Origin of the sequence: Pseudomonas sp. R15(2017) (genome assembly GCF_002112685.1) — a bacterium.
Taxonomy (GTDB): Bacteria; Pseudomonadota; Gammaproteobacteria; order Pseudomonadales; family Pseudomonadaceae; genus Aquipseudomonas; species Aquipseudomonas glycinae.
In genome coordinates this window covers 225,676-247,419 of the sequence record NZ_NEII01000009.1, presented here as the reverse complement: position 1 = coordinate 247,419, position 21,744 = coordinate 225,676, and the positions used below count along the sequence as shown (strand labels likewise).

Genomic DNA, 21,744 nt, shown 5'->3' with positions numbered 1-21,744 from the left:
CCTCATCCTAACCCTCCCGGAGGGAGAGGGGACTAATTGGGGGATGCTTCAGAGATACATCGACCTGAAAGTGTTTTGCTGAATCCATAATCGACTGGGTTTTTCAGGTTGATGTAGAGCGTAATACAGCTCGGTCAGTCCCCTCTCCCTCCGGGAGAGGGTTAGGGTGAGGGTGCTTTTGATTTTCCTCGCCTTCTGTCACCAACCCAAAATTTCCCTTGCCCGTCTCAACCCGTTTCGGTTATCACTTTGTACATGATTAGACAGGTACGATTTGACAAGAAACAACGGGTGGTCGACGAGCTCGTCCGACGCATCGAAAGCGGCCTCATGGAGGACGGCTTTCTGTTGCCCGGCGAGCATCAGTTGGCTCAGGAATTCAACGTCAGCCGAGGCACGTTGCGCGAAGCCCTGGCTGAACTGAAGCGGCGCAATTACATCGCTACGCAAAGCGGGGTCGGTTCCATCGTCACGTTTGACGGCGTGGCGCTCGACCAGCGCAGCGGCTGGGCCCAGGCCCTGGCCGACAGCGGGGCGCTGATCAATACCGATGTGCTGCGCCTGGAAGCCGTGACCCGCGAGGATCTATTGCCGCGTTTCGGCTCCGATCAATTCATTCTTCTCGAACGTCGCCGCCGTTCCAACGATGGCACGGCGGTGTCCCTTGAACGCTCTCTGATGCCCGCCAGCGGAGGCCTGGAAAGCCTGCCGCGAGTGGGCTTGATCGATAACTCCCTGACCATCACCCTGGCCGCTTACGGCTACATCGGCGAGCGCGGCGATCAGTGGATCGGTGCCGAACCGCTCAACGCCGTGGATGCCGAACTGCTCGGCCGTCCGGAGGGCACGGTGTTCCTCAAGGCATTGCGCACCACCTACGACCGGCAAAACCGCTTTATGGAGCAGGTCGAAAGCCTGCTCGACCCGGTGCATTTTCGTCTGCACCTGCAATTTGGAGAATCGAAATGACCGCCCTCGACCGTGCCTTGGGCGCGTTTTACGGCCTGGCCCTGGGCGACGCGCTGGGCATGCCGACCCAATCCCTGAACCGCGAAACCATCAAGCAGCGCTTCGGCCAGATCACCGATCTGCAAGACGCCGGCCCCTTGCAGCCGATTGCCGCGAACATGCCCAAGGGCTCGATCACCGATGACACCGAACAGGCGATTCTGGTCGGCGAGTTGCTGGTTGAAGGCAAGGGTTGGATCGAACCGGCGGTGCTCGCGCAACGGCTGATCGAATGGGAAGCCGAGATGCAGGCCAAGGGCTCGCAGGACTTGCTCGGCCCGTCGACCAAGCGTGCGATTGAAATGATCCTCGCCGGCCATTCGCCGGAGGAGGCCGGGCGCTACGGCACCACCAACGGCGCTGCGATGCGCATCACCCCGGTGGGCATCGCGGCGGATGTCGCCGACCCCGAGCGCTTTATCGCGGCGGTGGTGCAGGCGTGTCAGGTCACTCACAACACCACGCTGGGGATTTCCAGCGCGGCGGCGGTGGCGGCGGTGGTCTCGGCCGGGATCAATGGTCTGGATCTGGGCGAGGCGCTGAACCTCGGCCAGCAGATCGCCCAGCAAGCGGAAACACACGGGCACTGGGTGGCCGGTGGGCGCATCGCTTCACGGATCAGTTGGGCGCGCAGCATCAGTGTCGAAAGCGACCCGGTGTTGCTCGCGGATCTGCTTTACGACGTGATCGGCACCTCGGTGGCGTCGCAGGAATCGGTCGTAGTGTCGTTCGCCCTCGCGCAGCAGGTCGCGGTCGGTGAAATGACGCCGTTCGATGCGCTGTGTATGGCCGCGAGCCTGGGTGGCGACACCGACACCATCGCCGCGATTCTCGGCGCCATGCTCGGGGCCTGCCTGGGCCTGCAGAGCTGGCCGGCGCCGATGATCGAGACGGTGAAGGCCGTCAATGGTCTGGAGCTGGAACCGTTGGTGACAGGGCTTTTGGCCTTGCGCTGATTGAACTGACGCCATCGCTGGCAAGCCAGCTCCCACAGGGACCGTGCAAACCTCAAGGTTCGCTTTAAACCTGAGGGAGCTTCCACAGGGACCGTGCAAACCTCAAGGTTCGCTTTAAACCTGAGGGAGCTTCCACAGGGACCGTGCAAACCTCAAGGTTCGCTTTGAACCTGAGGGAGCTTCCACAGGGACCGTGCAAACCTCAAGGTTCGCTTTGAACCTGAGGGAGCTTCCACAGGGACGGTGCAAACCTCAAGGTTCACTTCCAACCTGTGGGAGCTGGCTTGCCAGCGATGGGCGCACCACAAATCCGGAATATTCACCCGCAATGGATCGCGCAGACAGGCCCAGGAAGGGGCGGGATGTCTTGTCGTTCTGCGTCATTGCCACAACCACAATAAAGGCAAACAGGAGCATTTTTCATGAGTTCATCGACCGCCGGGCAAAGCGCCGGGCAACTGGAAACCCGGGGCATCGAACCGGTGCCGGAAGGTGAGTGCAACGGTCATCCGCTGCAACTGTTCTGGGTCTGGTTCGCGGCCAACATTTCCATCCTCGGCCTGCCGCTGGGCGCCACGCTGGTTGCGTTTCGCGGCCTGGCGATCTGGCAGGCGATCATCGTCGCGATCCTCGGCGCTGCTGGTTCGTTCGCGGTGGTGGGGATCATCTCGATTGCCGGCCGTCGCGGTCGTGCGCCAAGCCTGACTTTGTCGCGGGCAATCTTCGGTGTACGCGGCAATATCGGCCCGACGCTGGTGTCGCTGATGTCGCGCCTGGGCTGGGAAACCGTCAACACCACCACCGCCGCGTTCGTGCTGCTGTCGTTGTGTTCGATTCTGTTCGGTTCGCCGGTGGAAGCCAAAAGCGCGCCAGTGCTGACCCTGATTTTCATCGCGATTTTCGTGCTGCTGACCCTGTCGGTGTCCGGCCTCGGCCACGCCACCTTGCTGGTGATCCAGAAGTGGGCGACCTATGTGTTCGGCGCACTGAACATTCTGGTCGGCGGCTTCCTCTGCGCGACCATCGACTGGAGCGCGGTGTTCAACGCCACGCCGGCGCCGATGAGCGCGATGATCATCGGTATCGGCACCATGGCGGCCGGCACCGGGATCGGCTGGGCCAACGCCGGCGCCGACATGTCGCGCTATCAGCATCGCAGCGTCAAAGCCGTGCGCCTGGTCGCCTCGGCGGCGTTCGGCGCGGGGATTCCGCTGGTGCTGCTGATCACCCTCGGCGGCTTGCTGTCGGTGGGCAACAATGACCTGGCGTCGGCGACTGATCCGATCGTGGCGATCCGCGACATGCTGCCGACCTGGATGGCCGTGCCGTACTTGATCACCGCATTCGGTGGCCTGCTGCTGTCGAACAACCTGTCGGTGTACTCCGCCGGTTTGACCACGCTGACCCTCGGCTTGAGGGTCAAGCGCGTGTACGCGGTGGTGGTCGACATCGTGGCGATCTTCGCCGGTTCGATCTACTTCATGCTGATCGCCGACAGTTTTTACGGCCCGTTCATTACCTTCATTTCCCTGCTGGCGGTGCCGATCACGGCGTGGGTCGGGATCTTTGTGATCGACCTGATTCACCGTCACTACTACAGCCCCAAAGATCTGCTCGACGTCAGCCCGAGCAGCGCCTACTGGTACAGCGGCGGCATCGAGTGGCGCGCGTTCGGCGCGTGGGCGATTGCGATCGTGCTGGGCTTCAGTTTCACCACCATCGGCACCACGGCTGAAAATGTCTGGTTCAAGGGCTTCCTGTCCGACTCCTGGCTGGGCCACAACGGCCTCGGCTGGATCGTGACGTTCGTGGTCGCCGGCGGCATTTACTTCGTACTCGGCGGGGCGAGAGATCGCCGCGCTGCGCAATCCGAGAATGCTCATGCCTAAGATGTTGCACACCGGCCAGGTCATCATTGACCTGGTCATGGCCGTGGATGCGCTGCCGCAAATTGGCGGTGACGTGCTGGCGCAGTCCGCCAGTTTCGAAGCCGGCGGCGGCTTCAATGTGATGGCTGCCGCCGCGCGCAATGGCTTGCCGGTGGTCTATCTCGGCCGCCACGGCAACGGTCGGTTCGGCGATCTGGCGCGGCAGGCGATGAACGCCGAAGGCATCCGCATCGGCATCGACCAGCCTGCAGAGCGTGACACCGGCATCTGCGTGGCGCTGACCGATGCGTCCGCCGAGCGCAGTTTCATTTCCTACATCGGCGCTGAAGGTGAAGTGACGGAGGCGGAGCTGAACAGCGTCACCGCCGAGGCGGGGGACTACGTCTACGTCAGCGGCTACAGCCTGCTGCACAGCGGCAAGGCCCAGGCATTGCTGGACTGGACGCTGGCGCTGCCGAAAACGATCAACGTGGTGTTCGATCCGGGCCCGCTGGTGGAATCGCCGGACTCACCGATGATGCAGGCATTGCTGCCACGCATCGATGTGTGGACCAGCAACAGCGTCGAGGCGCTGCGTTTCACTGGCACGGCGGATATCGAAACCGCGCTGGACCGCCTGGCCGTGCACCTGCCACAGGAGGTGCTGATGGTCGTGCGTGACGGTCCGCAGGGTTGCTGGATTCATCAGTGCGGCGAGCGTCAGCATGTGCCGGGTTTCAAGGTGCAGGCAGTGGACAGCAACGGCGCGGGCGATGCGCATGCCGGCGTATTCGTCGCCGGGCTGGCACAAGGACTGGCCGCTCACGAAGCCGCAAGGCGCGCCAACGCTGCGGCTGCGTTGGCGGTCACCCGCTGGGGCCCGGCGACCGCTCCTGGCACTGCCGAGGTTGATGTGCTGATCAGCAAAAAATGCACTGACTGAATGATCGCAATCGCTGGCAAGCCAGCTCCCACAGGTTTCAGTAGGGGCGCAGTTTTTGCCAGCCCTTTGATTTCCGTGGGAGCTGGCTTGCCAGCGATAAGGCCTTCAGCCGTTACATCCAGTCTGGACCTAGCCGGCTCTGCGCAACGCCGCAATCAACTCATCTTTTCGCATCGACGAACGCCCGGGGATTTTCCGCTCCCGGGCCTCCTTGCGCAGGCTATCGACCGTCTGCACTTCGCGTGAAGCCTTGCTATCGCGCGAATGTCCCTCACGGCTTACTGTCGCGCGCCGCGCCGACTCCTTGCGATCTGAAGCTTTGGCGCTGGCCGGTTTCCGGCGCCCGGAACCTCCGGCCTTCTCGCCGCCGCCGGACTGTTTGTTCACTGTCGCCCAGGCGCGGGCTTCAGCTTCGTCCTTGGACATCCCTTTGTTCTGATAGCTGTCTTCGATGTGTTCGGCTTTGCGCTTCTGTTCTTCAGTGTATTTGGCTTTGCTTCCACGAGGCATGGCGAGTCTCCTGGTGGTTGGATGAATCTCGGTATGAACCGGCGCAGGCAATGCATTCGAACACTGCTTGCGCCAGTGACCGGAAGCGTCAGGTATCGAGCTTACGCGCCGCTTCCACACCCGCAGCGCTGAGCTTGATCGGCAGATTCAGCGAATGCTCTCCCGCTTCATTGCAAGTGATGTGTCCGTGGTGAATCAGTCCACGCTCCTGCAGGGCGGCGAGGGCACTGGCCACGACTTTCTCGCCGCGATAATTGTCCAGCACCTCTTTACCGAGGCCGCTTGGGTGGGCATGCAGCAGGCGGGTGAGGACTTCTTTTTCCAGGTTTTTATCGACGTTCATGGTTACCTCTTCAGGGAAGTGGATAAGACACGTTGCGTGGATGAAGCATGGATCACTGTCCTGCGCCTTCAGAGCCCGAACCACCCGTGGTGGTTTTCGAGCCGACGCCGGGACCGGCGTTGTCGGGGGCGGCCGGAGCGTCGGGGGTGTTCATGCCGCCCTGACGACCAGGATCGCTGCCCTGGGTACGAGGATCGGTTCCTGTGGCGGGCGGCTGATTGATCAGCGGTACACCCGAACCGTCGGTATTCATACCGGGGGCACTGTTGATGGCGGGTGCTCTGGGCTGGGTGACCGGATCGGTCGGCCCGGTGCCGGCGGCGGTGGTCGAGGCGGCGAATACCGCAGGACTGAGGAGGGTTGCGAATACGAGCGCAGTCAACCTTGACGGGATCATAGGGGGTCTCCAGTGATTGAAATCCTTACCTCACGTTGGTCTGCCCTCGTGAAAGATTGGTGCCTGATGAGCGACGAACGGTTCAGACGGGCTGAGCGCTTTCGAGGCCGATCTCGTCCTTGAACTGCTCCATGAAGCCTTTCAGGCGTTGATGGCGGAGCTGTGCCAGACGTTGGCCTGCAGTGGTCTGGAACCCGTCGGCGAGGTGCAGCAGTTTGGTCTGGAAATGATCGAGGCAGAATCGCTTGTCGTCGTAGTCCCTGTCCCGGGCTTCGGGATCGTGCGGGTCATACAGCGCGCTGCCCATCCGTCCGGCGGTGTAGAAGGTGCGGGCGACGCCGAGCATGCCCAGGGAATCGAGACGGTCGGCGTCCTGCATCAGCCGCGCTTCGAGGGTTAGCGGGGTGATGTTGGCGGAAAAGCTGTGGGCTTCGATGGCGTGGGTGACGGCGTCTATTTTGGCCTCGGGCCAGTTCAGTTTTGTCAGCACCTTTGAAGCTTTTTCCGCTGCCAGACGCGATGCCTGTGAGCGCAGTGGCGAGTTCTTTTCCACCGCCACGCAATCGTGCAGCAGCACGGCCGCGAGCAGTACTTCAAGGTCGCCACCTTCTTCGATCTGCAAGGTGCGCGCGTTGTGCCAGACCCGTTGCAGGTGCGACAGATCGTGGGCGCCGTCCTCCGACGGTTCCAGCGCGTGGGGCAGCAGTTGGGCGGCGAGTTCCGTGAGAGGCGAGAAAGCGAGATTGTTCATGGGAGTCCTTGTGATCGTCGGCCGCGCTAGCCTAATCCGTGGATTGCCATGTGACGAGCGCCGCGCGGCGCCTTAGTATGGCGTTTTCCTTTTTCCGACAAGGCCCGTCCATGACGATCGAAATCCGCCCGGCGACCCCCAGCGATGCACCGCAAATCCTCGCGTTCATCACTGAACTTGCAGACTTCGAAAAGGCCCGTCACGAAGTCATCGCCAGCGTCGCGGACATTGAACGCAGCCTGTTCAGCGAAGGCGCCACGGCACATGGCCTGATTTGCCTGCGCGACGGCTTGCCGATCGGTTTTGCGGTGTTCTTCTTCAGCTATTCAACCTGGCTGGGCAGCAACTGCCTGTACCTCGAAGACCTCTACATCACCCCGGAACAACGGGGCGGCGGCGCCGGAAAAACCCTGCTGCGCCACCTCGCAAAAATCGCCTGCGCCAACGACTGCGGCCGCTTCGAATGGAGCGTGCTGGACTGGAACACCCCGGCCATCGAATTCTATAAATCCCTCGGCGCCCAGCCGCAGGAAGAGTGGGTGAGGTATCGCATGGATGGCAAGGTGTTGCGCGAGTTTGCCGAGGGCTGAACAAATAGTGGCAATCTGACTGTTGATTCGATTGTCCAAACCGCTCTAGTCCGGCATCCTGTGCGCCATTTTTGCGCGCTCACGGACGACACCTGCAATGCCTCTGGCACTCTTTCTCCATGCCCGTGGAGCCTTCGCTGCGTCAACGAGTGACCGGCGATGAGCGGACTTCGGGCGTCGATCCGCCTCTACGGTCTGGTCAAAACCCTCGGCTCCAGCGACAACCCGAACCACCAACCGGTAGACATCCTCTGCACCGTCAACCGCATGGGCTGCAAAGCTATCCGTGCGTTTGTCTCGCGGCTCGATGCCGAGCTGATGGCGCGTAGCGCGGGCTACGATGACTACCGGGTGATACCGCTGCGAACGTTTGATCCGAACGGATTCATCGATGTTCATCAAGGCTGGCTGAGCCTGCACGTGTGCTGCGGATTTGTCGCGCCGGCCGGGCAATCGATGTTCCACCAAGGCGTGCTGTCGCCGATGGGCTGGTACGTCTACTCGGAAACTGGCCGCTGGACGGCCGAGCGCTACGCGTCACCAACCCCATGCCAAATCACCCTTACGCGATTCAACGCGCTGATGGGAGCGTGGAGCACGGCGTAACCAATGACGCGGGGTTTACCCATACCGTGAGTTCGCATTTGCCTGAGTCGATCAAGCTGTTCGTGGAGTAGGCAGATATGACTACTGAAAATCCTGCTCTGAAAGGCTGTAAAAGACTGGTCGTGACCCACGACCTGACCTGCAAAACGGACGGAACAGTCAAGCAGGCCACGATCACTCCCAAAAAGATTGTTCTGTTTTTTGTGGGTGGTGCGGGTGATAAAGAAAGTTATTACAGCACAGGCCCCAATAATAACGTTGCTGACGTCATGAAGGTGTTCGTCAGGGATATGGAGGCTGAGGGTATTTGTTCTGATAATTATGATATCCACCATATTGGTTATAACTATTTTATTAGTGAAGATGATCTGAAAAAGAATGTGCTGAAGAAGATTGCTGATGTGACCACGCCTGTATATGTCATTGGGCATAGCTTGGGCGGATGGAATGGTGCGCACCTGTCAGCTGTATTGACTGATAAGGGGTATCGAATTCCGTGTCTGGTTACACTCGATCCGGTTGGCGAAGGAAAAATCGTGTGGGGGGTTTCTAACATCTACCGTCAGGAGCCGAAGCCGAAGGCGGAATATTGGGTTAACGTCAGAGCCGATGCCAAAGACTGGAATTTTTCCGATCTCGTAGCCGATTTTGGAGAGCAATGGGATATGAAAAGTGGGCCCAATATGAACGGGCGAGTGAATGTGAATCACGCCGATGCCTGGGTTATCTACACATCAGTCCTGCAAAGTGGCATCTCGGCCAGAGACGCTTTGATGCAGGTTGTTGTTACTCATTTCAAAGGACGGAAATGTGCGTAATATAATTTTATGTATGGCTTTCTTGCTTTGCACTTCCTGTGCGATGAATCATGGTAAGCCCACTGCTCATTTACAATACGTTGGTGTTGAACGTTATTTGGATAGGAATATTTATCAGGTGCGTTTTTCGTCTGATGTTGATGTTGTCAATCTTTTCAAATCAAAAATAAGCCAGACGCTGCTGTGTTCTTTTGAGGACGATTTTGATTTTTCGGCACCTCACTCTGCGGGTAGATATGGAGAGGGTTTTGTCGAGCCTGAAATTTCAAGTGCCGGGCCGGTTTTCAGGGCGGATGTTTTATTTTTCAAAAGAAAAAACGATACCAGTGAAAAAATCATTGAAGGTGAGGCATTGAGGTCTTTATTAGTGGGCCGAGAGTCTATTGTCTGTAAGGTCAGAATTAATTCCTACTCCTATAAAATATATTTGTCGGAGGACATGAAAGTTCCAACGGCAGATCTGTTAAGAGAGATCGATAAGTTTTAAACGGGATGCGATCCGTCCGGACAGGCGGTGCTCGTTGCTCAATTCGCTGTCCGGGCTTTTAAGAAAGGCAAATCCCAAAATATGGGATGCAAAATTACATATTGAGATTTCTCGCCTGAGAGGTCTATAGTCCAGCTCACTCACTGCCAATAACAAAACAGGTGAAGCGATGCTGGCGCAATTGATCGCGCTCGATTGGGGGACGACCTCACTACGTGCTTACAAAATCGCGGCGGGCGGGCAGGTGCTGGCGCAGCGGTCGCTGTCGTTCGGGATCATGCAGTTGCCGAAGACGCCGCGGGTCATCAACGGTCGTGAATGCGCCGACGGTTTTGAACTGGCGTTCGACGAGGCGTGCGGCGACTGGCTCGACGCACAACCCGAATTGCGGGTGATTGCCTGTGGCATGGTCGGCAGCGCCCAGGGCTGGCGCGAGGCGTCTTACCGCGATACGCCGGCTAACGTCGCCGATCTCGGAAAATCCCTGCAAACCGTTCGCAGCCTTCGCGGTGTCGATGTGCACATCGTGCCGGGTGTGATTCAGCGTTCAACGCTGCCGAACGTGATGCGCGGCGAAGAAACCCAAGTCCTCGGCGTCCTGCAGAATCTGCCGGTCGAGGCGGGCAATGATCTGCTGATCGGCCTGCCCGGCAGTCATTCGAAATGGGTGGAAGTGGCCGACGGCTGCATCACCCGCTTCGACACCTTCATGACCGGCGAAGTGTTCGCCGTGCTCAGCGAACACAGCATTCTCGGCCGTACCCAACAGCACAGCGCGACGTTCGACGCCGAGGCATTTGATCGCGGCGTGCAGGTGGCGTTGTCGGCAGAAGGCGAAATCGGCGTGCTGTCGACCCTGTTCAGCGCCCGCAGCCTGGGCCTGACCGGCGAACTCAGCGCCACCGCACAGCCTGACTATCTGTCCGGCCTGCTGATCGGCCACGAGCTGACGGCGCTGGCCAACGTGCAACGGCGTCGGCGCAATAGCGCAGAACTTCCTTCGATCATCCTCATCGGCAATGCGCAGTTGTGCGCCCGCTACAGCCGTGCTCTCGATGCCTGCGGTTTCGCCCGGGTGACGCTGGCCGAGCAAGCCACCGAGCGAGGACTGTGGCAATTGGCGCTCGCCGCCGGACTGATTGATTCCTCATCCCGTTAACCCTGACTGGAGGCCTGACATGCTCAAGCAAGCACTGGCGCAAAACGGACTGATCGCGATCCTGCGCGGCCTGCATCCGCAGGAAGCCGCCGCTGTCGGAGAAGTCCTGTATGCGGCCGGATTTCGCGTCATCGAAGTACCGCTCAATTCCCCCTCGCCGTACGAAAGCATTCGCATCCTGCGTAAGACCCTGCCCGCCGATTGCCTGATCGGTGCCGGCACGGTGCTGACCCCGGAACAAGTGGAATTGGTGAAGGAGGCCGGCGGCCAGGTCATCGTCATGCCCCACAGCGATGCCAAGGTGCTGCGGGCGGCGAAAGCGGCGGGGCTGTACCTGTCGCCGGGTGTGGCGACGCCGACCGAAGCCTTCGCGGCGCTTGAGGAGGGCGCGGACATTCTCAAGCTGTTCCCGGCCGAACAGATGGGCCCTGCGGTGGTGAAAGCCTGGCTGGCGGTGTTGCCGGCCGGGACGGTTCTGGCGCCGGTCGGTGGCATCACGCCGGACAACATGCAGGCGTTCATCGACGCTGGCGTCAAAGGTTTCGGCCTCGGTTCCGGGCTGTTCAAACCGGGCATGACGACTGAGCAAGTGGCGGCCAATGCCAAGGCCTACGTGGCGGCCTGGAAAGCCCTTCGCTAAGACTTTTCAGCGCTGCGTGCGCTGCATCTAACAAGAGAGACAAGCAGATGAAAATCACCAAACTCACCACCTTCATCGTCCCGCCGCGCTGGTGCTTCCTCAAGGTCGAAACCGACGAGGGCGTGACCGGTTGGGGCGAGCCCGTGGTCGAGGGTCGCGCCCACACGGTTGCTGCAGCGGTCGAGGAATTGTCCGATTACCTGATCGGCAAAGACCCACGCAATATCGAAGACATCTGGACCGTGCTGTATCGCGGTGGCTTCTATCGAGGCGGCGCGATCCACATGAGCGCACTGGCCGGTATCGATCAGGCGCTGTGGGACATCAAGGGCAAGGCCCTCGGTGTGTCGGTCAGCGATCTGCTCGGCGGTCAGGTGCGGGACAAGATCCGCGTGTATTCGTGGATCGGCGGTGACCGTCCGGCGGACACCGCGCGAGCCGCTAAAGAGGCGGTGGGCCGGGGTTTTACGGCGGTGAAAATGAACGGCACCGAGGAGCTGCAATTTCTCGACACCTTCGAAAAAGTCGATCTGGCACTGGCCAACGTTGCCGCCGTGCGCGATGCGGTGGGGCCGAACGTCGGCATCGGCGTCGACTTCCATGGCCGGGTGCACAAGCCGATGGCCAAGGTGCTGATGAAGGAGCTCGATCCTTACAAATTGATGTTCATCGAAGAGCCGGTGCTCAGCGAAAACTACGAAGCGCTGAAAGAACTGGCACCGCTGACCAGCACGCCGATTGCCCTCGGCGAGCGGCTGTTTTCGCGCTGGGACTTTAAACGGGTGTTGAGCGAAGGCTACGTCGACATCATCCAGCCGGATGCCTCCCACGCCGGCGGCATCACCGAGACCCGCAAGATCGCCAACATGGCCGAAGCCTACGACGTGGCGCTGGCACTGCATTGCCCGCTGGGGCCGATTGCACTGGCGGCGTGTCTGCAACTGGACGCCGCTTGTTACAACGCGTTTATCCAGGAGCAGAGCCTGGGCATCCATTACAACGAGAGCAATGACCTGCTCGATTATGTGAAGGATCCACGGGTGTTCGACTACGACAAGGGCTTCGTGAAAATCCCCAACGGCCCGGGCCTGGGAATCGAGATCAACGAGGAATACGTGATCGAACGCGCGGCGGTCGGCCACCGCTGGCGCAACCCGATCTGGCGGCATGCCGATGGCAGTTTTGCCGAGTGGTGAGTCGCTGATTCCCTTCTAAGCGATCGTTCCCACGCTCCGCGTGGGAATGCCTCAATGGACGCTCTGCGTCCGCTCTTGGGACGCAGAGCGTCCCGGGCTGCATTCCCACGCGGAGCGTGGGAACGATCTCGCCTGCTAAATCCGACCTCAATAAACATAAGAAGAGGCGCTCCCCATGCAACCGCAAACCCTTATCGGGCAAGCGACGTTAGTCGCGCCCAGCCGCAAGCGATTTTTCATCATGGTGTTGCTGTTCATCACCGTGGTCATCAACTACCTCGACCGCAGCAACCTGTCGATTGCCGCCCCGGCACTGACGACGGATCTGGGCATCGACCCGGTGCACGTCGGGCTGATCTTCTCGGCGTTCGGCTGGACCTACGCCGCCATGCAGATCCCCGGCGGCTGGCTGGTGGATCGGGTGCCACCGCGCATCCTTTACAGCGTCGCGCTGCTGTTGTGGTCGCTGGCCACGGTGATGCTCGGGTTCGCTGCCAGTTTCATCGCGCTGTTCGTGCTGCGCATGGCGGTCGGTGCGCTGGAAGCGCCGGCGTATCCGATCAACAGCCGCGTGGTGACGACCTGGTTCCCCGAGCGTGAGCGGGCCACGGCCATCGGCTTCTATACCTCCGGGCAGTTTGTCGGGCTGGCGTTTCTGACCCCGGTGCTGGCGTGGCTGCAACATGAGTTTGGCTGGCACATGGTGTTTGTCGTGACCGGCGCGGTGGGCATTGTCTGGGCGGCGATCTGGTACGCGGTGTATCGCGAACCGCGTGATTTCAAAGGCGCCAACCAAGGCGAAATCGACCTGATCCGGGAGGGCGGCGGGTTGGTGGACATCGCCGCCGAAACCGCCAAGGTGAAGGCGAAATTCAGCTGGACCGATCTCGGCATTGTCCTGAGCAAACGCAAGTTGTGGGGGATCTACCTCGGCCAGTTCTGCCTGAACTCGACGTTGTGGTTTTTCCTGACCTGGTTTCCGACCTACCTGGTGAAATATCGCGGCATGGACTTCATCAAGTCCGGTCTGCTGGCGTCGCTGCCGTTTCTCGCCGCGTTCATCGGCGTGCTGTGCTCCGGGTTCTTTTCCGACTTCCTGATTCGCCGTGGCTGCACCGTCGGGTTTGCGCGCAAGCTGCCGATCATTGGCGGGCTGCTGATTTCCACCTCGATCATCGGCGCCAACTTCGTCGAATCGACGCCGTTGGTGATTGCCTTCCTGGCGCTGGCATTTTTCGGCAACGGGCTGGCGTCGATCACCTGGTCGCTGGTCTCGACACTGGCGCCGGCGCGGTTGCTGGGCTTGACCGGTGGGGTATTCAACTTCATCGGCAACCTGTCGGCGATTGCCACGCCGATTGTCATCGGCTTCCTGGCTAGCGGCGATTCGTTCGCCCCGGCGATCACCTACATCGCGGTTCTGGCATTGATCGGTGCTTTGTCCTACGTGCTGTTGGTGGGCAAGGTCGAGCGCATCGAGTTGTAGTCGGCTATGTCGGGCGACCATAATGCCGCCCGTTCCCTCGCTCAACGCTAAAGGCTGGATATGCAGGAAGACGCCCCGAAAACCGCCAAGGACGCCGCGCCGACCGGCACCCAGACCCTGCTTCGCGGGTTGGGTGTGGTGCACGCCGTCGCCAGTGGCGCCCGCGATCTCAAAGAGATTGCCCGCCTGATCGGCACCACGCGCAGCACCACTCATCGTCTGGCCAGTTGTCTGGTGGACGAGCGCTACCTGCGCGTCGTGCCGCAAGTCGGTTATCTGCTGGGGCCGAAGCTGATCGAACTCGGTTTCCAGGCGCGCGAAGAATTGCCGCTGGTGACCCTGGCCGGGCCGTATCTGGACGAGTTGTCGGCGCTGACCGGCGACACCGTTCACCTGGGCATTCGTGAAGGCGACGAGGTGCTTTATTTGCTGAAGAATCCGGGGCGCAACGGCCCGGAAATGCGCTCGCGGGTCGGCCATCGCATGCCGCTGGCGCGGACCGGGATCGGCAAGGCGCTGATGCTGGATGACGCGCCGCAGGACTGGCAGCGCCTGTACGACATCAGCCTGCCGGCGGGTGGGAAAAGTCAGTTCTGGCCGCAGCATCCCCAGCAGTCGTGGGAGCAGCTGGAGCAGCGGATGACCGAGTACGTGGCCGGTGGCTATGCGTTCGATCTGGAAGACAACGAGCCGTCGATCCGCTGCGTGGCGGCGCCGATCCGCGACGCGAGCAAGCGCATCGTCGCGGCCATCAGCATCGCCAGCACCGTGCCGTACATGCCGCTGGAAAAAATGGCCGAGCTGATTCCCCTGATCAAAGGGGTCACGGCCCGGCTCTCGGCGGAGCTTGGCTTGAAGGTCTGAGGAATCAGAGCTTCAGAGTCGCCATATCGATCACGAAGCGGTACTTCACATCGCCGGCGATCATGCGGGCGTAGGCTTCGTTGATCTGGCGGATGTCGAGCATTTCGATGTCGCAGCTGATGTTGTGTTCGGCGCAGAAATCCAGCACTTCCTGGGTTTCGGCAACGCCACCGATCAATGAACCGGCCAATACGCGACGACCCAGCACCAGTTTCGCGGCGTGGACCGGCGGATCGATCGGTTCGATCAGGCCCACCAGAATGTGCACGCCATCGAAGCGCAGGGTGTCGAGGTACGGGTTCAGATCGTGCTGCACCGGAATGGTGTCCAGCAGGAAGTCGAAACGGCCGGCAGCGGCTTTCATCTGCTCTTCGTCGGTGGAGACGATGACGTGATCGGCGCCCTGACGACGACCTTCCTCGGCTTTGCTTGCCGAACGGGTGAACAGCGTCACTTCGGCGCCCATGGCCTTGGCGAACTTGATGCCCATGTGGCCGAGGCCGCCCATGCCGAGAATCCCGACCTTGTCGCCGGCCTTAACGCCGTAATGCTTGAGCGGCGAGTAGGTGGTGATGCCGGCGCAGAGAATCGGCGCGGCGGCTGCCAGATCCAGCTTCTCGGGAATGCGCACCACGAAGTGTTCGCTGACCACAATGCTGTCCGAATAACCGCCCATGGTGTTGCTGCCATCGACCCGGTCGGGTGTGGCATAGGTCATGGTCGGGCCTTCGAGGCAGTATTGCTCGAGGTTCGACTGGCAGGCTTCGCAGGTGCGGCAGGAGTCGACCATGCAACCGACGCCGACCAGGTCGCCGACCTTGTGTTTAGTGACATTCGCACCGACGGCGGTGACTTTTCCGACGATCTCGTGGCCGGGCATCAACGGGTAAACGGCGATGCCCCATTCGTTGCGCGCCTGGTGGATGTCGGAGTGGCAGACGCCGCAGTACAGGATTTCGATGGCGACGTCGTCGGCCCGTGGGCTGCGGCGTTCGAACTTCATCGGGGCGAGGGGAGTGGTGGCCGTTTGAGCGGCGTAGCCGATGGCGGTGTACATGTGAAACCTCGCAAAAGCAGTGACAGGTGAGGCGGCGCATTCTGGGCGCCGTCCGGTCGTCCGGCCATGGCGATTCCTCCGGGTGTCATGCCTAATCCTCCGGCATGCGGGGTTGAACGGCCGCATTGGCAAAAGGATCTGCGATGATGCTTTTATCCCTTTTTCCGTGATTTTTTCTGAAGAGCCACCCGATGCAATTGACCCGTCACCTTGATGCCAACGCCACCCTGGTTTCGCTGATCGAACCGCTGGCGCTGCGCGATGGTTACAGCCAGACCGGGCTGCCGGGCGTGCAAGTGTTGCGCGCCAGTTGCGACGTCGCCCGTGGCCCGCACATTTATGAGCCGAGCCTGATGATCATCGCCCAGGGCAGCAAACTGGCGTATCTGGGGCCGCGCACCATGGAATACGGCGCCGGGCATTACCTGATTCAGGCCTTGCCGGTGCCCTTTGAGTGCGAGACCTACGCGTTGCCGGACGCACCGCTGCTCGGCGTATCGGTGGCGATCGACCGGGTGCTGCTCGGTGAACTGGTGCTGGCCATGGGGCTGGCGCCGGGGCGGCATATTCCGGCGCAGACACCGGAGTCGATGACGTCGGTGGTGCTCGACGATGACATGCGTGGTTGTGTCGAACGCTTGCTGCGTTGTCTGCACGATCCGCTGGAATGCCAGATTCTCGGGCCAGCGCGGGTGCGTGAATTGTTGTTCGTCGCGTTGCGCGGTCCCCAGGCCGATGTGCTGCGGGCGCTGGTCGAGCAGCAGGGGCAGTTCGCCCGGGTGGCGGCTTCGATCAGTCATCTGCATGCGCATTACACCGAACCGTTGAACGTCGAGACGTTGGCCAGTTGCGCGAACATGAGTGTTTCGACCTTTCATGAGCATTTCAAACGCAGCACGTTGCTGTCGCCGGTGCAGTATCTGAAGCGTTTACGTTTGTTGAAGGCGCAGACGTTGTTGATCGCCGAGGGGTTAGGCGTGGCGCAGGTGGCGCATCGGGTGGGGTATCAGAGCACGTCGCAGTTCAGTCGCGAATACAAACGCTATTTCGAGCGTAGCCCCGGGGAGGAGCGCGCTGCCTGATCTGCCTCAATCCTGTGGGAGCTGGCTTGCCAGCGATCGCGGTGCTTCAGCCTGCAGCAATGTTGTCTGACACGGCCCCATCGCTGGCAAGCCAGCTCCCACCGGTATTGATGTGATGCACTGAATCGCGGGCAACAAAAAGGCCCCCATACAGGGAGCCTTGATGTTCAGCGGTTCGACTTATATGTTCCGTTTACATATTTGGATAGGTCGGGCCGCCGGCGCCTTCCGGCGTCACCCAGGTGATGTTCTGCGAAGGGTCCTTGATGTCACAGGTCTTGCAGTGCACGCAGTTCTGGGCGTTGATCTGGAAGCGCTTCTCGCCGTCTTCCTTGGTGATCACTTCATACACGCCGGCCGGGCAGTAGCGCTGTGCCGGCTCGTCGTACAGCGGCAGGTTCTTGCTCAGCGGGATGGTCGGATCGGTCAGTTTCAGGTGGCACGGCTGTTCTTCTTCATGGTTGGTACCAGAGATGAACACCGAGCTCAGCTTGTCGAAGCTGATCTTGCCGTCGGGTTTCGGGTAGTCGATCTTCTTGCAGTCGGCCGCGAGCTTGAGGCAGGCGTAGTCCGGCTTGGTGTCGTGCAGGGTGAACGGCAGTTTGCCGCCGAAGATGTTCTGGTCCAGCCAGTTGAAACCGCCGCCGACGATGGCGCCGAACTTGTGGATCGCCGGGCCGAAGTTGCGGCTGGCGAACAGTTCTTCGTAGAGCCAGCTCTTCTTGAAGGCGTCGATGTAGGTGGTCAGCTCTTCCGTGCCGTCCTTTTCAGCGAACAGCGCGTCGGCCACGGATTCAGCGGCGAGCATGCCGGACTTCATCGCAGTGTGGCTGCCCTTGATCTTGGCGAAGTTCAGGGTGCCGAGGTCGCAACCGATCAGCGCGCCGCCCTTGAACACCATTTTCGGCAGCGAGTTCAGGCCACCTTTGCAGATCGCACGTGCGCCGTAGCTGATGCGCTTGCCGCCTTCCAGGTACTGCTTGAGCACCGGGTGATGCTTGAGGCGCTGGAATTCGTCGAACGGCGACAGGTAGGTGTTGCTGTAGGACAGATCGACGATCAGACCGACTACCACCTGGTTGTTTTCCAGGTGATAGAGGAAGGAGCCGCCGGTGTTCTCGGTGCCCATGATGTCCATCGGCCAACCGGCGGTGTGGACCACCAGGCCTGGCTGGTGTTTGGCCGGGTCGATTTCCCAGATTTCCTTCAGCCCGATGCCGTAGTGCTGGGCGTCGGCATCGCTGTCCAGGTTATAGCGCTTGATCAGTTGCTTGCCGATGTGGCCACGGCAGCCTTCGGCGAACAGCGTGTACTTGCCACGCAGTTCCATGCCCGGGGTGTACAGGCCTTCTTTCGGATGACCTTCGCGGTCGACGCCGAGGTCGCCGGTGATGATCCCGCGCACCACGCCGTTTTCATCGATCAGCGCTTCCTGAGCGGCGAAGCCCGGGTAGATTTCCACGCCCAGGTTTTCGGCCTGCTGAGCGAGCCAGCGGCACAGGTTGCCGAGGGAGATAATGTAGTTGCCTTCGTTGTGCATGGTCTTGGGCACAAAGAAGTCAGGAATTTTCTGCGCGCTTTCGGCGTTTTTCAGCACGAAGATGTCATCGCGGGTGACTGGCGTGTTCAGCGGGGCGCCGAGTTCTTTCCAGTCCGGGAACAGTTCGTTCAGGGCCCGTGGTTCGAATACGGCACCGGACAGGATGTGTGCGCCGACTTCGGAGCCTTTTTCGACCACGCAGACGCTGATTTCCTTACCGGCTTCGGCGGCCTTCTGCTTCAGACGGCAGGCGGCGGACAGGCCAGCGGGGCCGGCACCGACGATGACCACGTCGAATTCCATGTATTCGCGTTCCACAGGCTATCTCCTACTCAAGGCTCAACAGTTTTTTTTCTAATTTGGAGGTTCGGTGTCGTATCCGTTATTGCCTTTACGTTAACGTCAAGGGTAATAATGGGCAAACCACCTTTCTCTCTAGGCGGCGCATTATATCTACACCACTCCTAGCGTCCAATACAAACGTTTGTTTGAATCGGCTCCAGCCCAGAGAAATCAAAGAAGCGCGGCTTATGACAGGGCATTTTGGCGTATTGACCAGAATGGGCGTTCCGGTCAAGATACGGGCGGTTTTGCGCTCGCCGTAGGCTGAATGGTGGTTTCAAGAGCACCTCTAAAGACAGGGCGTAGGCGGTAACCGGTGATGCGCAGCGCAGGTTCGGCGCGCAGTTTACACACCGCGAAGCGGCATGACTCGTCGGTCACGACTGACGAACGGTCATCCCGTTCAGCCGGCGTTTTTAGAGGTGCCCTTGTGCCCGATGAGCATCAACCGCCAGGTTCGCCTAGGCGACTTTCTTTTCACCGGAGAGTAACGAGGAATCCATGAAGGTTCTTGTAGCTGTCAAACGCGTTGTGGATTACAACGTCAAGGTTCGCGTCAAGGCGGACAATTCCGGCGTAGACCTCGCCAACGTCAAGATGTCGATGAACCCGTTCTGCGAAATCGCAGTGGAAGAAGCCGTACGCCTGAAAGAAAAAGGCGTTGCGACTGAAATCGTCGTCGTCTCCATCGGCCCGTCCACCGCTCAGGAACAGCTGCGTACCGCACTGGCTCTGGGTGCCGATCGCGCCATCCTCGTCGAATCCGCTGAAGACCTGACTTCCCTGGCCGTGGCCAAGCTGCTCAAGGCCGTCGTCGACAAGGAACAGCCTCAGCTGGTGATCCTGGGCAAACAGGCCATCGACAGCGACAACAACCAGACCGGCCAGATGCTCGCTGCACTGAGCGGCTACGGTCAGGGCACTTTCGCGTCGAAAGTCGAAGTCTCCGGCGACAGCGTTGCCGTGACCCGCGAAATCGACGGCGGCGCGCAGACCGTTTCCCTGAAACTGCCAGCGATCGTCACCACCGACCTGCGTTTGAACGAGCCGCGCTACGCGTCCCTGCCAAACATCATGAAAGCCAAGAAGAAGCCTCTCGAGACGCTGACTCCGGACGCTTTGGGCGTTTCCACCGCCTCCACCAACAAGACCCTGAAAGTCGAAGCGCCGGCTGCACGCAGCGCGGGCATCAAGGTCAAGTCGGTGGCTGAACTGGTCGAGAAACTGAAAAACGAAGCGAAGGTAATCTGATCATGACTATCTTGGTAATCGCCGAACACGACAACAAGGTGCTGGCTCCGGCCACCCTGAACACCGTGGCTGCCGCTGCCAAAATCGGCGGCGACATCCACGTTCTGGTTGCCGGCCAGGGCGCTGGCGCCGTGGCTGAAGCCGCTGCGAAAATCGCTGGCGTGAGCAAAGTCCTGAACGCTGACAATGCTGCCTACGCGCATCAGCTGCCGGAAAACGTTGCTCCTCTGGTTGCAGAGCTGGGCGCTGGCTACAGCCACATCCTGGCTGCCGCCACTTCCAATGGCAAAAACATCCTGCCGCGCGTTGCCGCTCAGCTGGACGTTGACCAGATCTCCGAAATCATCTCGGTAGAAAGCGCTGACACCTTCAAGCGTCCGATCTACGCCGGTAACGCCATCGCTACCGTGCAATCGACCGCAGCGATCAAAGTGATCACCGTGCGTGCCACCGGTTTCGACCCGGTTGCCGCTGAAGGCGGTTCGGCTGCTGTTGAAGCGGTTGCCGCTGCTCACAACGCAGGCACTTCCAGCTTCGTCAGCGAAGAGCTGGCCAAGTCCGATCGTCCTGAGCTGACCGCTGCCAAGATCGTCGTTTCCGGCGGCCGCGGCATGCAGAACGGCGACAACTTCAAACACCTCTACGCGCTGGCCGACAAGCTGGGCGCGGCTGTTGGTGCATCCCGCGCCGCGGTCGACGCAGGTTTCGTACCGAACGACATGCAGGTCGGTCAGACCGGCAAGATCGTTGCGCCACAGCTGTACATCGCCGTTGGTATCTCCGGCGCAATCCAGCATCTGGCCGGTATGAAAGACTCCAAAGTGATCGTTGCGATCAACAAGGACGAAGAAGCACCGATCTTCCAGGTGGCCGATTACGGCCTGGTGGCGGACTTGTTCGAAGCCGTACCTGAGCTGGAGAAGCTGGTCTAATCCGGCTGCTTCACTTATAAAGAGCCCGACCTTTTGGTCGGGCTTTTTTTTGTCTCGGATTTGAGTGGGAGCGTTTCGCCATGGATCTGCATCGTCGGTTGGGCTGCTCGTGGTTGCTGGGGCTGGCATTGTTGCCGGGCCTGTCGGTGGCGTCGGGCAAATGCGAGCGGCTGGTCGTCACCGGCAGCCCGGATGCGCCGCCGTACCTTTGGCAGGATCCGCAGAACCCCAAGCAACTGATCGGTGCCAGTGCCGACCTGTTGCGACAGGTGGCCAAGGAGCTGGGGCTCAAAGTCGATCTGTTATATGCCGGCAAGCGTTCCCAGGCCCTCGACGAAGTGCGCAGCGGGCGCATGGACATGCTGGCCGACGCGCCAATGAACCTCAATGAGCTGGAAAACCTTGACTACATTCACCCGCCGTTGCTGGAAAACGATTATCTGGTGTGGACGCGCAAGGGCTCGACCCTCGTTTATAGCGAAGCCAGGGACCTGCACGGGCATACCGGCGGTTTGTCGGAAAAGTCTCGAATGACCCCGGCATTTGGCACTTTTGCCGAGCAGCAATTGACCCTGACCCGTACGGCAAACCTGACCCAGGCGTTTCAGAAACTTCTGCTGGGCGAGGTGGAATATGTACTCGCCGGTCGCTACTCGGGCATGGCGGCCGCGCAGGCATTGGGCATGGCCAATGATCTGCTGGCCTTTGAACAACCCATCGACCGCCCCGGTCTGTTCCTCGCGGTTTCGCACAACTCGGCCTGCAACGATCCGTGGTTGCGCGGACAGCTGGCCAAAAAGATGACAGAATTGCCCGCGTCCGGCCTGACGGAAGCCGCGCTGCAACGCAACATCGAGCGCTGGAAGGCGCAGCAGCAACAGCCGCCGCAACCACCTGTCAGCGCCCCAAAACAGTAGG

At 60.5% G+C, this 21,744-nt stretch carries 23 protein-coding genes; 17 read left to right on the top strand and 6 right to left on the bottom strand.

The window, feature by feature from the left end:
- Positions 1 to 255: 255 nt before the first annotated feature.
- The 4 genes from CAF77_RS19760 to CAF77_RS19745 all read left to right on the top strand — a co-directional run bounded on the left by CAF77_RS19760 (position 256) and on the right by CAF77_RS19745 (position 4,775).
- Entirely contained in the window at positions 256 to 969 is a 714-nt protein-coding gene (locus CAF77_RS19760) for a GntR family transcriptional regulator (protein ID WP_064384156.1), read from the top strand.
- Positions 966 to 1,964 carry an ADP-ribosylglycohydrolase family protein gene (locus CAF77_RS19755; RefSeq protein ID WP_085655162.1) on the top strand — a complete coding sequence of 333 codons (999 nt, stop codon included), beginning with the start codon at positions 966 to 968 and terminating at the stop codon, positions 1,962 to 1,964. The genes CAF77_RS19760 and CAF77_RS19755 overlap by 4 nt, the downstream gene beginning before the upstream one ends.
- Before the next feature lie 422 nt (positions 1,965 to 2,386).
- A complete protein-coding gene (locus CAF77_RS19750; RefSeq protein ID WP_085655161.1) occupies positions 2,387 to 3,853 on the top strand; it encodes a cytosine permease in 1,467 nt (488 codons plus the stop codon).
- Positions 3,846 to 4,775, top strand: coding sequence for a PfkB family carbohydrate kinase (locus CAF77_RS19745; protein ID WP_085655160.1), 930 nt, complete (start codon positions 3,846 to 3,848; stop codon positions 4,773 to 4,775). Before CAF77_RS19750 ends, CAF77_RS19745 begins: the two co-directional genes overlap by 8 nt.
- 129 nt (positions 4,776 to 4,904) lie before the next feature.
- On the opposite strand, the gene CAF77_RS19740 is transcribed toward CAF77_RS19745, so the two are convergent.
- The 4 genes from CAF77_RS19740 to CAF77_RS19725 form a co-directional block, all read right to left on the bottom strand.
- The gene (locus tag CAF77_RS19740) at positions 4,905 to 5,285 is read right to left on the bottom strand and encodes a Rho termination factor N-terminal domain-containing protein (protein WP_064383457.1); all 381 of its coding nucleotides are present in this window, start codon (positions 5,283 to 5,285) and stop codon (positions 4,905 to 4,907) included.
- Positions 5,286 to 5,373: 88 nt separating this feature from the next.
- Positions 5,374 to 5,628: a hypothetical protein gene (locus CAF77_RS19735; RefSeq protein WP_011335416.1), complete on the bottom strand. Its 255-nt coding sequence runs from the start codon at positions 5,626 to 5,628 to the stop codon at positions 5,374 to 5,376.
- A gap of 52 nt (positions 5,629 to 5,680) precedes the next feature.
- Positions 5,681 to 6,025, bottom strand: coding sequence for a hypothetical protein (locus CAF77_RS19730; protein ID WP_011335415.1), 345 nt, complete (start codon positions 6,023 to 6,025; stop codon positions 5,681 to 5,683).
- A gap of 82 nt (positions 6,026 to 6,107) precedes the next feature.
- Positions 6,108 to 6,776, bottom strand: a complete 669-nt coding sequence (locus CAF77_RS19725; RefSeq protein ID WP_085655159.1) for an HD domain-containing protein — start codon at positions 6,774 to 6,776, stop codon at positions 6,108 to 6,110.
- A 110-nt stretch (positions 6,777 to 6,886) separates the two neighbouring features.
- Between CAF77_RS19725 and CAF77_RS19720 the strand changes: the two genes are divergently transcribed.
- From CAF77_RS19720 to CAF77_RS19680, 9 genes are all read left to right on the top strand, one after another.
- A complete protein-coding gene (locus tag CAF77_RS19720; protein WP_041475599.1) occupies positions 6,887 to 7,366 on the top strand; it encodes a GNAT family N-acetyltransferase in 480 nt (159 codons plus the stop codon).
- A gap of 159 nt (positions 7,367 to 7,525) precedes the next feature.
- A complete protein-coding gene (locus tag CAF77_RS19715; protein ID WP_256576166.1) occupies positions 7,526 to 7,972 on the top strand; it encodes a hypothetical protein in 447 nt (148 codons plus the stop codon).
- 77 nt (positions 7,973 to 8,049) lie between these two features.
- A complete protein-coding gene (locus CAF77_RS19705) occupies positions 8,050 to 8,790 on the top strand; it encodes an alpha/beta fold hydrolase (protein WP_085655157.1) in 741 nt (246 codons plus the stop codon).
- Positions 8,783 to 9,277 (top strand): hypothetical protein, encoded by a 495-nt coding sequence (locus CAF77_RS29100; RefSeq protein WP_139831612.1) that lies wholly within the window; start codon positions 8,783 to 8,785, stop codon positions 9,275 to 9,277. Before CAF77_RS19705 ends, CAF77_RS29100 begins: the two co-directional genes overlap by 8 nt.
- A 169-nt stretch (positions 9,278 to 9,446) precedes the next feature.
- Positions 9,447 to 10,436 (top strand): 2-dehydro-3-deoxygalactonokinase, encoded by a 990-nt coding sequence (locus tag CAF77_RS19700; protein WP_085655156.1) that lies wholly within the window; start codon positions 9,447 to 9,449, stop codon positions 10,434 to 10,436.
- Between the two features lie 19 nt (positions 10,437 to 10,455).
- A complete protein-coding gene (locus CAF77_RS19695) occupies positions 10,456 to 11,076 on the top strand; it encodes a 2-dehydro-3-deoxy-6-phosphogalactonate aldolase (RefSeq protein ID WP_085655155.1) in 621 nt (206 codons plus the stop codon).
- A 47-nt stretch (positions 11,077 to 11,123) separates the two neighbouring features.
- A complete protein-coding gene (gene dgoD / locus CAF77_RS19690; RefSeq protein ID WP_007950849.1) occupies positions 11,124 to 12,272 on the top strand; it encodes a galactonate dehydratase in 1,149 nt (382 codons plus the stop codon).
- Positions 12,273 to 12,447: 175 nt separating this feature from the next.
- Positions 12,448 to 13,758, top strand: a complete 1,311-nt coding sequence (locus CAF77_RS19685; RefSeq protein WP_064383447.1) for an MFS transporter — start codon at positions 12,448 to 12,450, stop codon at positions 13,756 to 13,758.
- A gap of 60 nt (positions 13,759 to 13,818) precedes the next feature.
- The gene (locus tag CAF77_RS19680) at positions 13,819 to 14,622 is read left to right on the top strand and encodes an IclR family transcriptional regulator (RefSeq protein WP_085655154.1); all 804 of its coding nucleotides are present in this window, start codon (positions 13,819 to 13,821) and stop codon (positions 14,620 to 14,622) included.
- A gap of 4 nt (positions 14,623 to 14,626) precedes the next feature.
- Here CAF77_RS19680 and CAF77_RS19675 read toward each other — a convergent pair whose 3' ends face one another.
- Entirely contained in the window at positions 14,627 to 15,679 is a 1,053-nt protein-coding gene (locus tag CAF77_RS19675; protein WP_011335405.1) for an NAD(P)-dependent alcohol dehydrogenase, read from the bottom strand.
- A 191-nt stretch (positions 15,680 to 15,870) separates the two neighbouring features.
- Here CAF77_RS19675 and CAF77_RS19670 point away from each other — a divergent pair, with 191 nt between their 5' ends.
- Positions 15,871 to 16,761, top strand: coding sequence for an AraC family transcriptional regulator (locus CAF77_RS19670; RefSeq protein ID WP_064383443.1), 891 nt, complete (start codon positions 15,871 to 15,873; stop codon positions 16,759 to 16,761).
- Positions 16,762 to 16,954: 193 nt separating this feature from the next.
- Here CAF77_RS19670 and CAF77_RS19665 read toward each other — a convergent pair whose 3' ends face one another.
- The gene (locus CAF77_RS19665) at positions 16,955 to 18,619 is read right to left on the bottom strand and encodes an electron transfer flavoprotein-ubiquinone oxidoreductase (RefSeq protein WP_085655153.1); all 1,665 of its coding nucleotides are present in this window, start codon (positions 18,617 to 18,619) and stop codon (positions 16,955 to 16,957) included.
- A gap of 525 nt (positions 18,620 to 19,144) precedes the next feature.
- Between CAF77_RS19665 and CAF77_RS19660 the strand changes: the two genes are divergently transcribed.
- From CAF77_RS19660 to CAF77_RS19650, 3 genes are all read left to right on the top strand, one after another.
- On the top strand, positions 19,145 to 19,894 hold the full coding sequence (locus CAF77_RS19660; RefSeq protein ID WP_007950859.1) for an electron transfer flavoprotein subunit beta/FixA family protein: 750 nt from the start codon (positions 19,145 to 19,147) through the stop codon (positions 19,892 to 19,894).
- Positions 19,895 to 19,896: 2 nt separating this feature from the next.
- Positions 19,897 to 20,826, top strand: coding sequence for an electron transfer flavoprotein subunit alpha/FixB family protein (locus CAF77_RS19655; RefSeq protein WP_011335403.1), 930 nt, complete (start codon positions 19,897 to 19,899; stop codon positions 20,824 to 20,826).
- Positions 20,827 to 20,906: 80 nt separating this feature from the next.
- Positions 20,907 to 21,743 (top strand): ABC transporter substrate-binding protein, encoded by an 837-nt coding sequence (locus CAF77_RS19650; RefSeq protein WP_085655152.1) that lies wholly within the window; start codon positions 20,907 to 20,909, stop codon positions 21,741 to 21,743.
- The last annotated feature ends 1 nt before the right edge of the window (position 21,744 follow it).

Excerpts from the sequence above, each read along its gene's own strand:
- CAF77_RS19685 (WP_064383447.1), top strand. The coding sequence starts at position 12,448 with ATGCAACCGCAAACCCTTATCGGGCAAGCGACGTTAGTCGCGCCCAGC.
- CAF77_RS19755 (WP_085655162.1), top strand. The coding sequence starts at position 966 with ATGACCGCCCTCGACCGTGCCTTGGGCGCGTTTTACGGCCTGGCCCTG.
- CAF77_RS19700 (WP_085655156.1), top strand. The coding sequence starts at position 9,447 with ATGCTGGCGCAATTGATCGCGCTCGATTGGGGGACGACCTCACTACGT.
- CAF77_RS19725 (WP_085655159.1), bottom strand. The coding sequence starts at position 6,776 with ATGAACAATCTCGCTTTCTCGCCTCTCACGGAACTCGCCGCCCAACTG.
- dgoD (WP_007950849.1), top strand. The coding sequence starts at position 11,124 with ATGAAAATCACCAAACTCACCACCTTCATCGTCCCGCCGCGCTGGTGC.
- CAF77_RS19670 (WP_064383443.1), top strand. The coding sequence starts at position 15,871 with ATGCAATTGACCCGTCACCTTGATGCCAACGCCACCCTGGTTTCGCTG.
- CAF77_RS19760 (WP_064384156.1), top strand. The coding sequence starts at position 256 with ATGATTAGACAGGTACGATTTGACAAGAAACAACGGGTGGTCGACGAG.
- CAF77_RS19740 (WP_064383457.1), bottom strand. The coding sequence starts at position 5,285 with ATGCCTCGTGGAAGCAAAGCCAAATACACTGAAGAACAGAAGCGCAAA.
- CAF77_RS19735 (WP_011335416.1), bottom strand. The coding sequence starts at position 5,628 with ATGAACGTCGATAAAAACCTGGAAAAAGAAGTCCTCACCCGCCTGCTG.
- CAF77_RS19705 (WP_085655157.1), top strand. The coding sequence starts at position 8,050 with ATGACTACTGAAAATCCTGCTCTGAAAGGCTGTAAAAGACTGGTCGTG.
- CAF77_RS19745 (WP_085655160.1), top strand. The coding sequence starts at position 3,846 with ATGCCTAAGATGTTGCACACCGGCCAGGTCATCATTGACCTGGTCATG.
- CAF77_RS19680 (WP_085655154.1), top strand. The coding sequence starts at position 13,819 with ATGCAGGAAGACGCCCCGAAAACCGCCAAGGACGCCGCGCCGACCGGC.
- CAF77_RS19660 (WP_007950859.1), top strand. The coding sequence starts at position 19,145 with ATGAAGGTTCTTGTAGCTGTCAAACGCGTTGTGGATTACAACGTCAAG.
- CAF77_RS19750 (WP_085655161.1), top strand. The coding sequence starts at position 2,387 with ATGAGTTCATCGACCGCCGGGCAAAGCGCCGGGCAACTGGAAACCCGG.
- CAF77_RS19675 (WP_011335405.1), bottom strand. The coding sequence starts at position 15,679 with ATGTACACCGCCATCGGCTACGCCGCTCAAACGGCCACCACTCCCCTC.
- CAF77_RS19730 (WP_011335415.1), bottom strand. The coding sequence starts at position 6,025 with ATGATCCCGTCAAGGTTGACTGCGCTCGTATTCGCAACCCTCCTCAGT.
- CAF77_RS19715 (WP_256576166.1), top strand. The coding sequence starts at position 7,526 with ATGAGCGGACTTCGGGCGTCGATCCGCCTCTACGGTCTGGTCAAAACC.
- CAF77_RS19650 (WP_085655152.1), top strand. The coding sequence starts at position 20,907 with ATGGATCTGCATCGTCGGTTGGGCTGCTCGTGGTTGCTGGGGCTGGCA.
- CAF77_RS19695 (WP_085655155.1), top strand. The coding sequence starts at position 10,456 with ATGCTCAAGCAAGCACTGGCGCAAAACGGACTGATCGCGATCCTGCGC.
- CAF77_RS19655 (WP_011335403.1), top strand. The coding sequence starts at position 19,897 with ATGACTATCTTGGTAATCGCCGAACACGACAACAAGGTGCTGGCTCCG.
- CAF77_RS19720 (WP_041475599.1), top strand. The coding sequence starts at position 6,887 with ATGACGATCGAAATCCGCCCGGCGACCCCCAGCGATGCACCGCAAATC.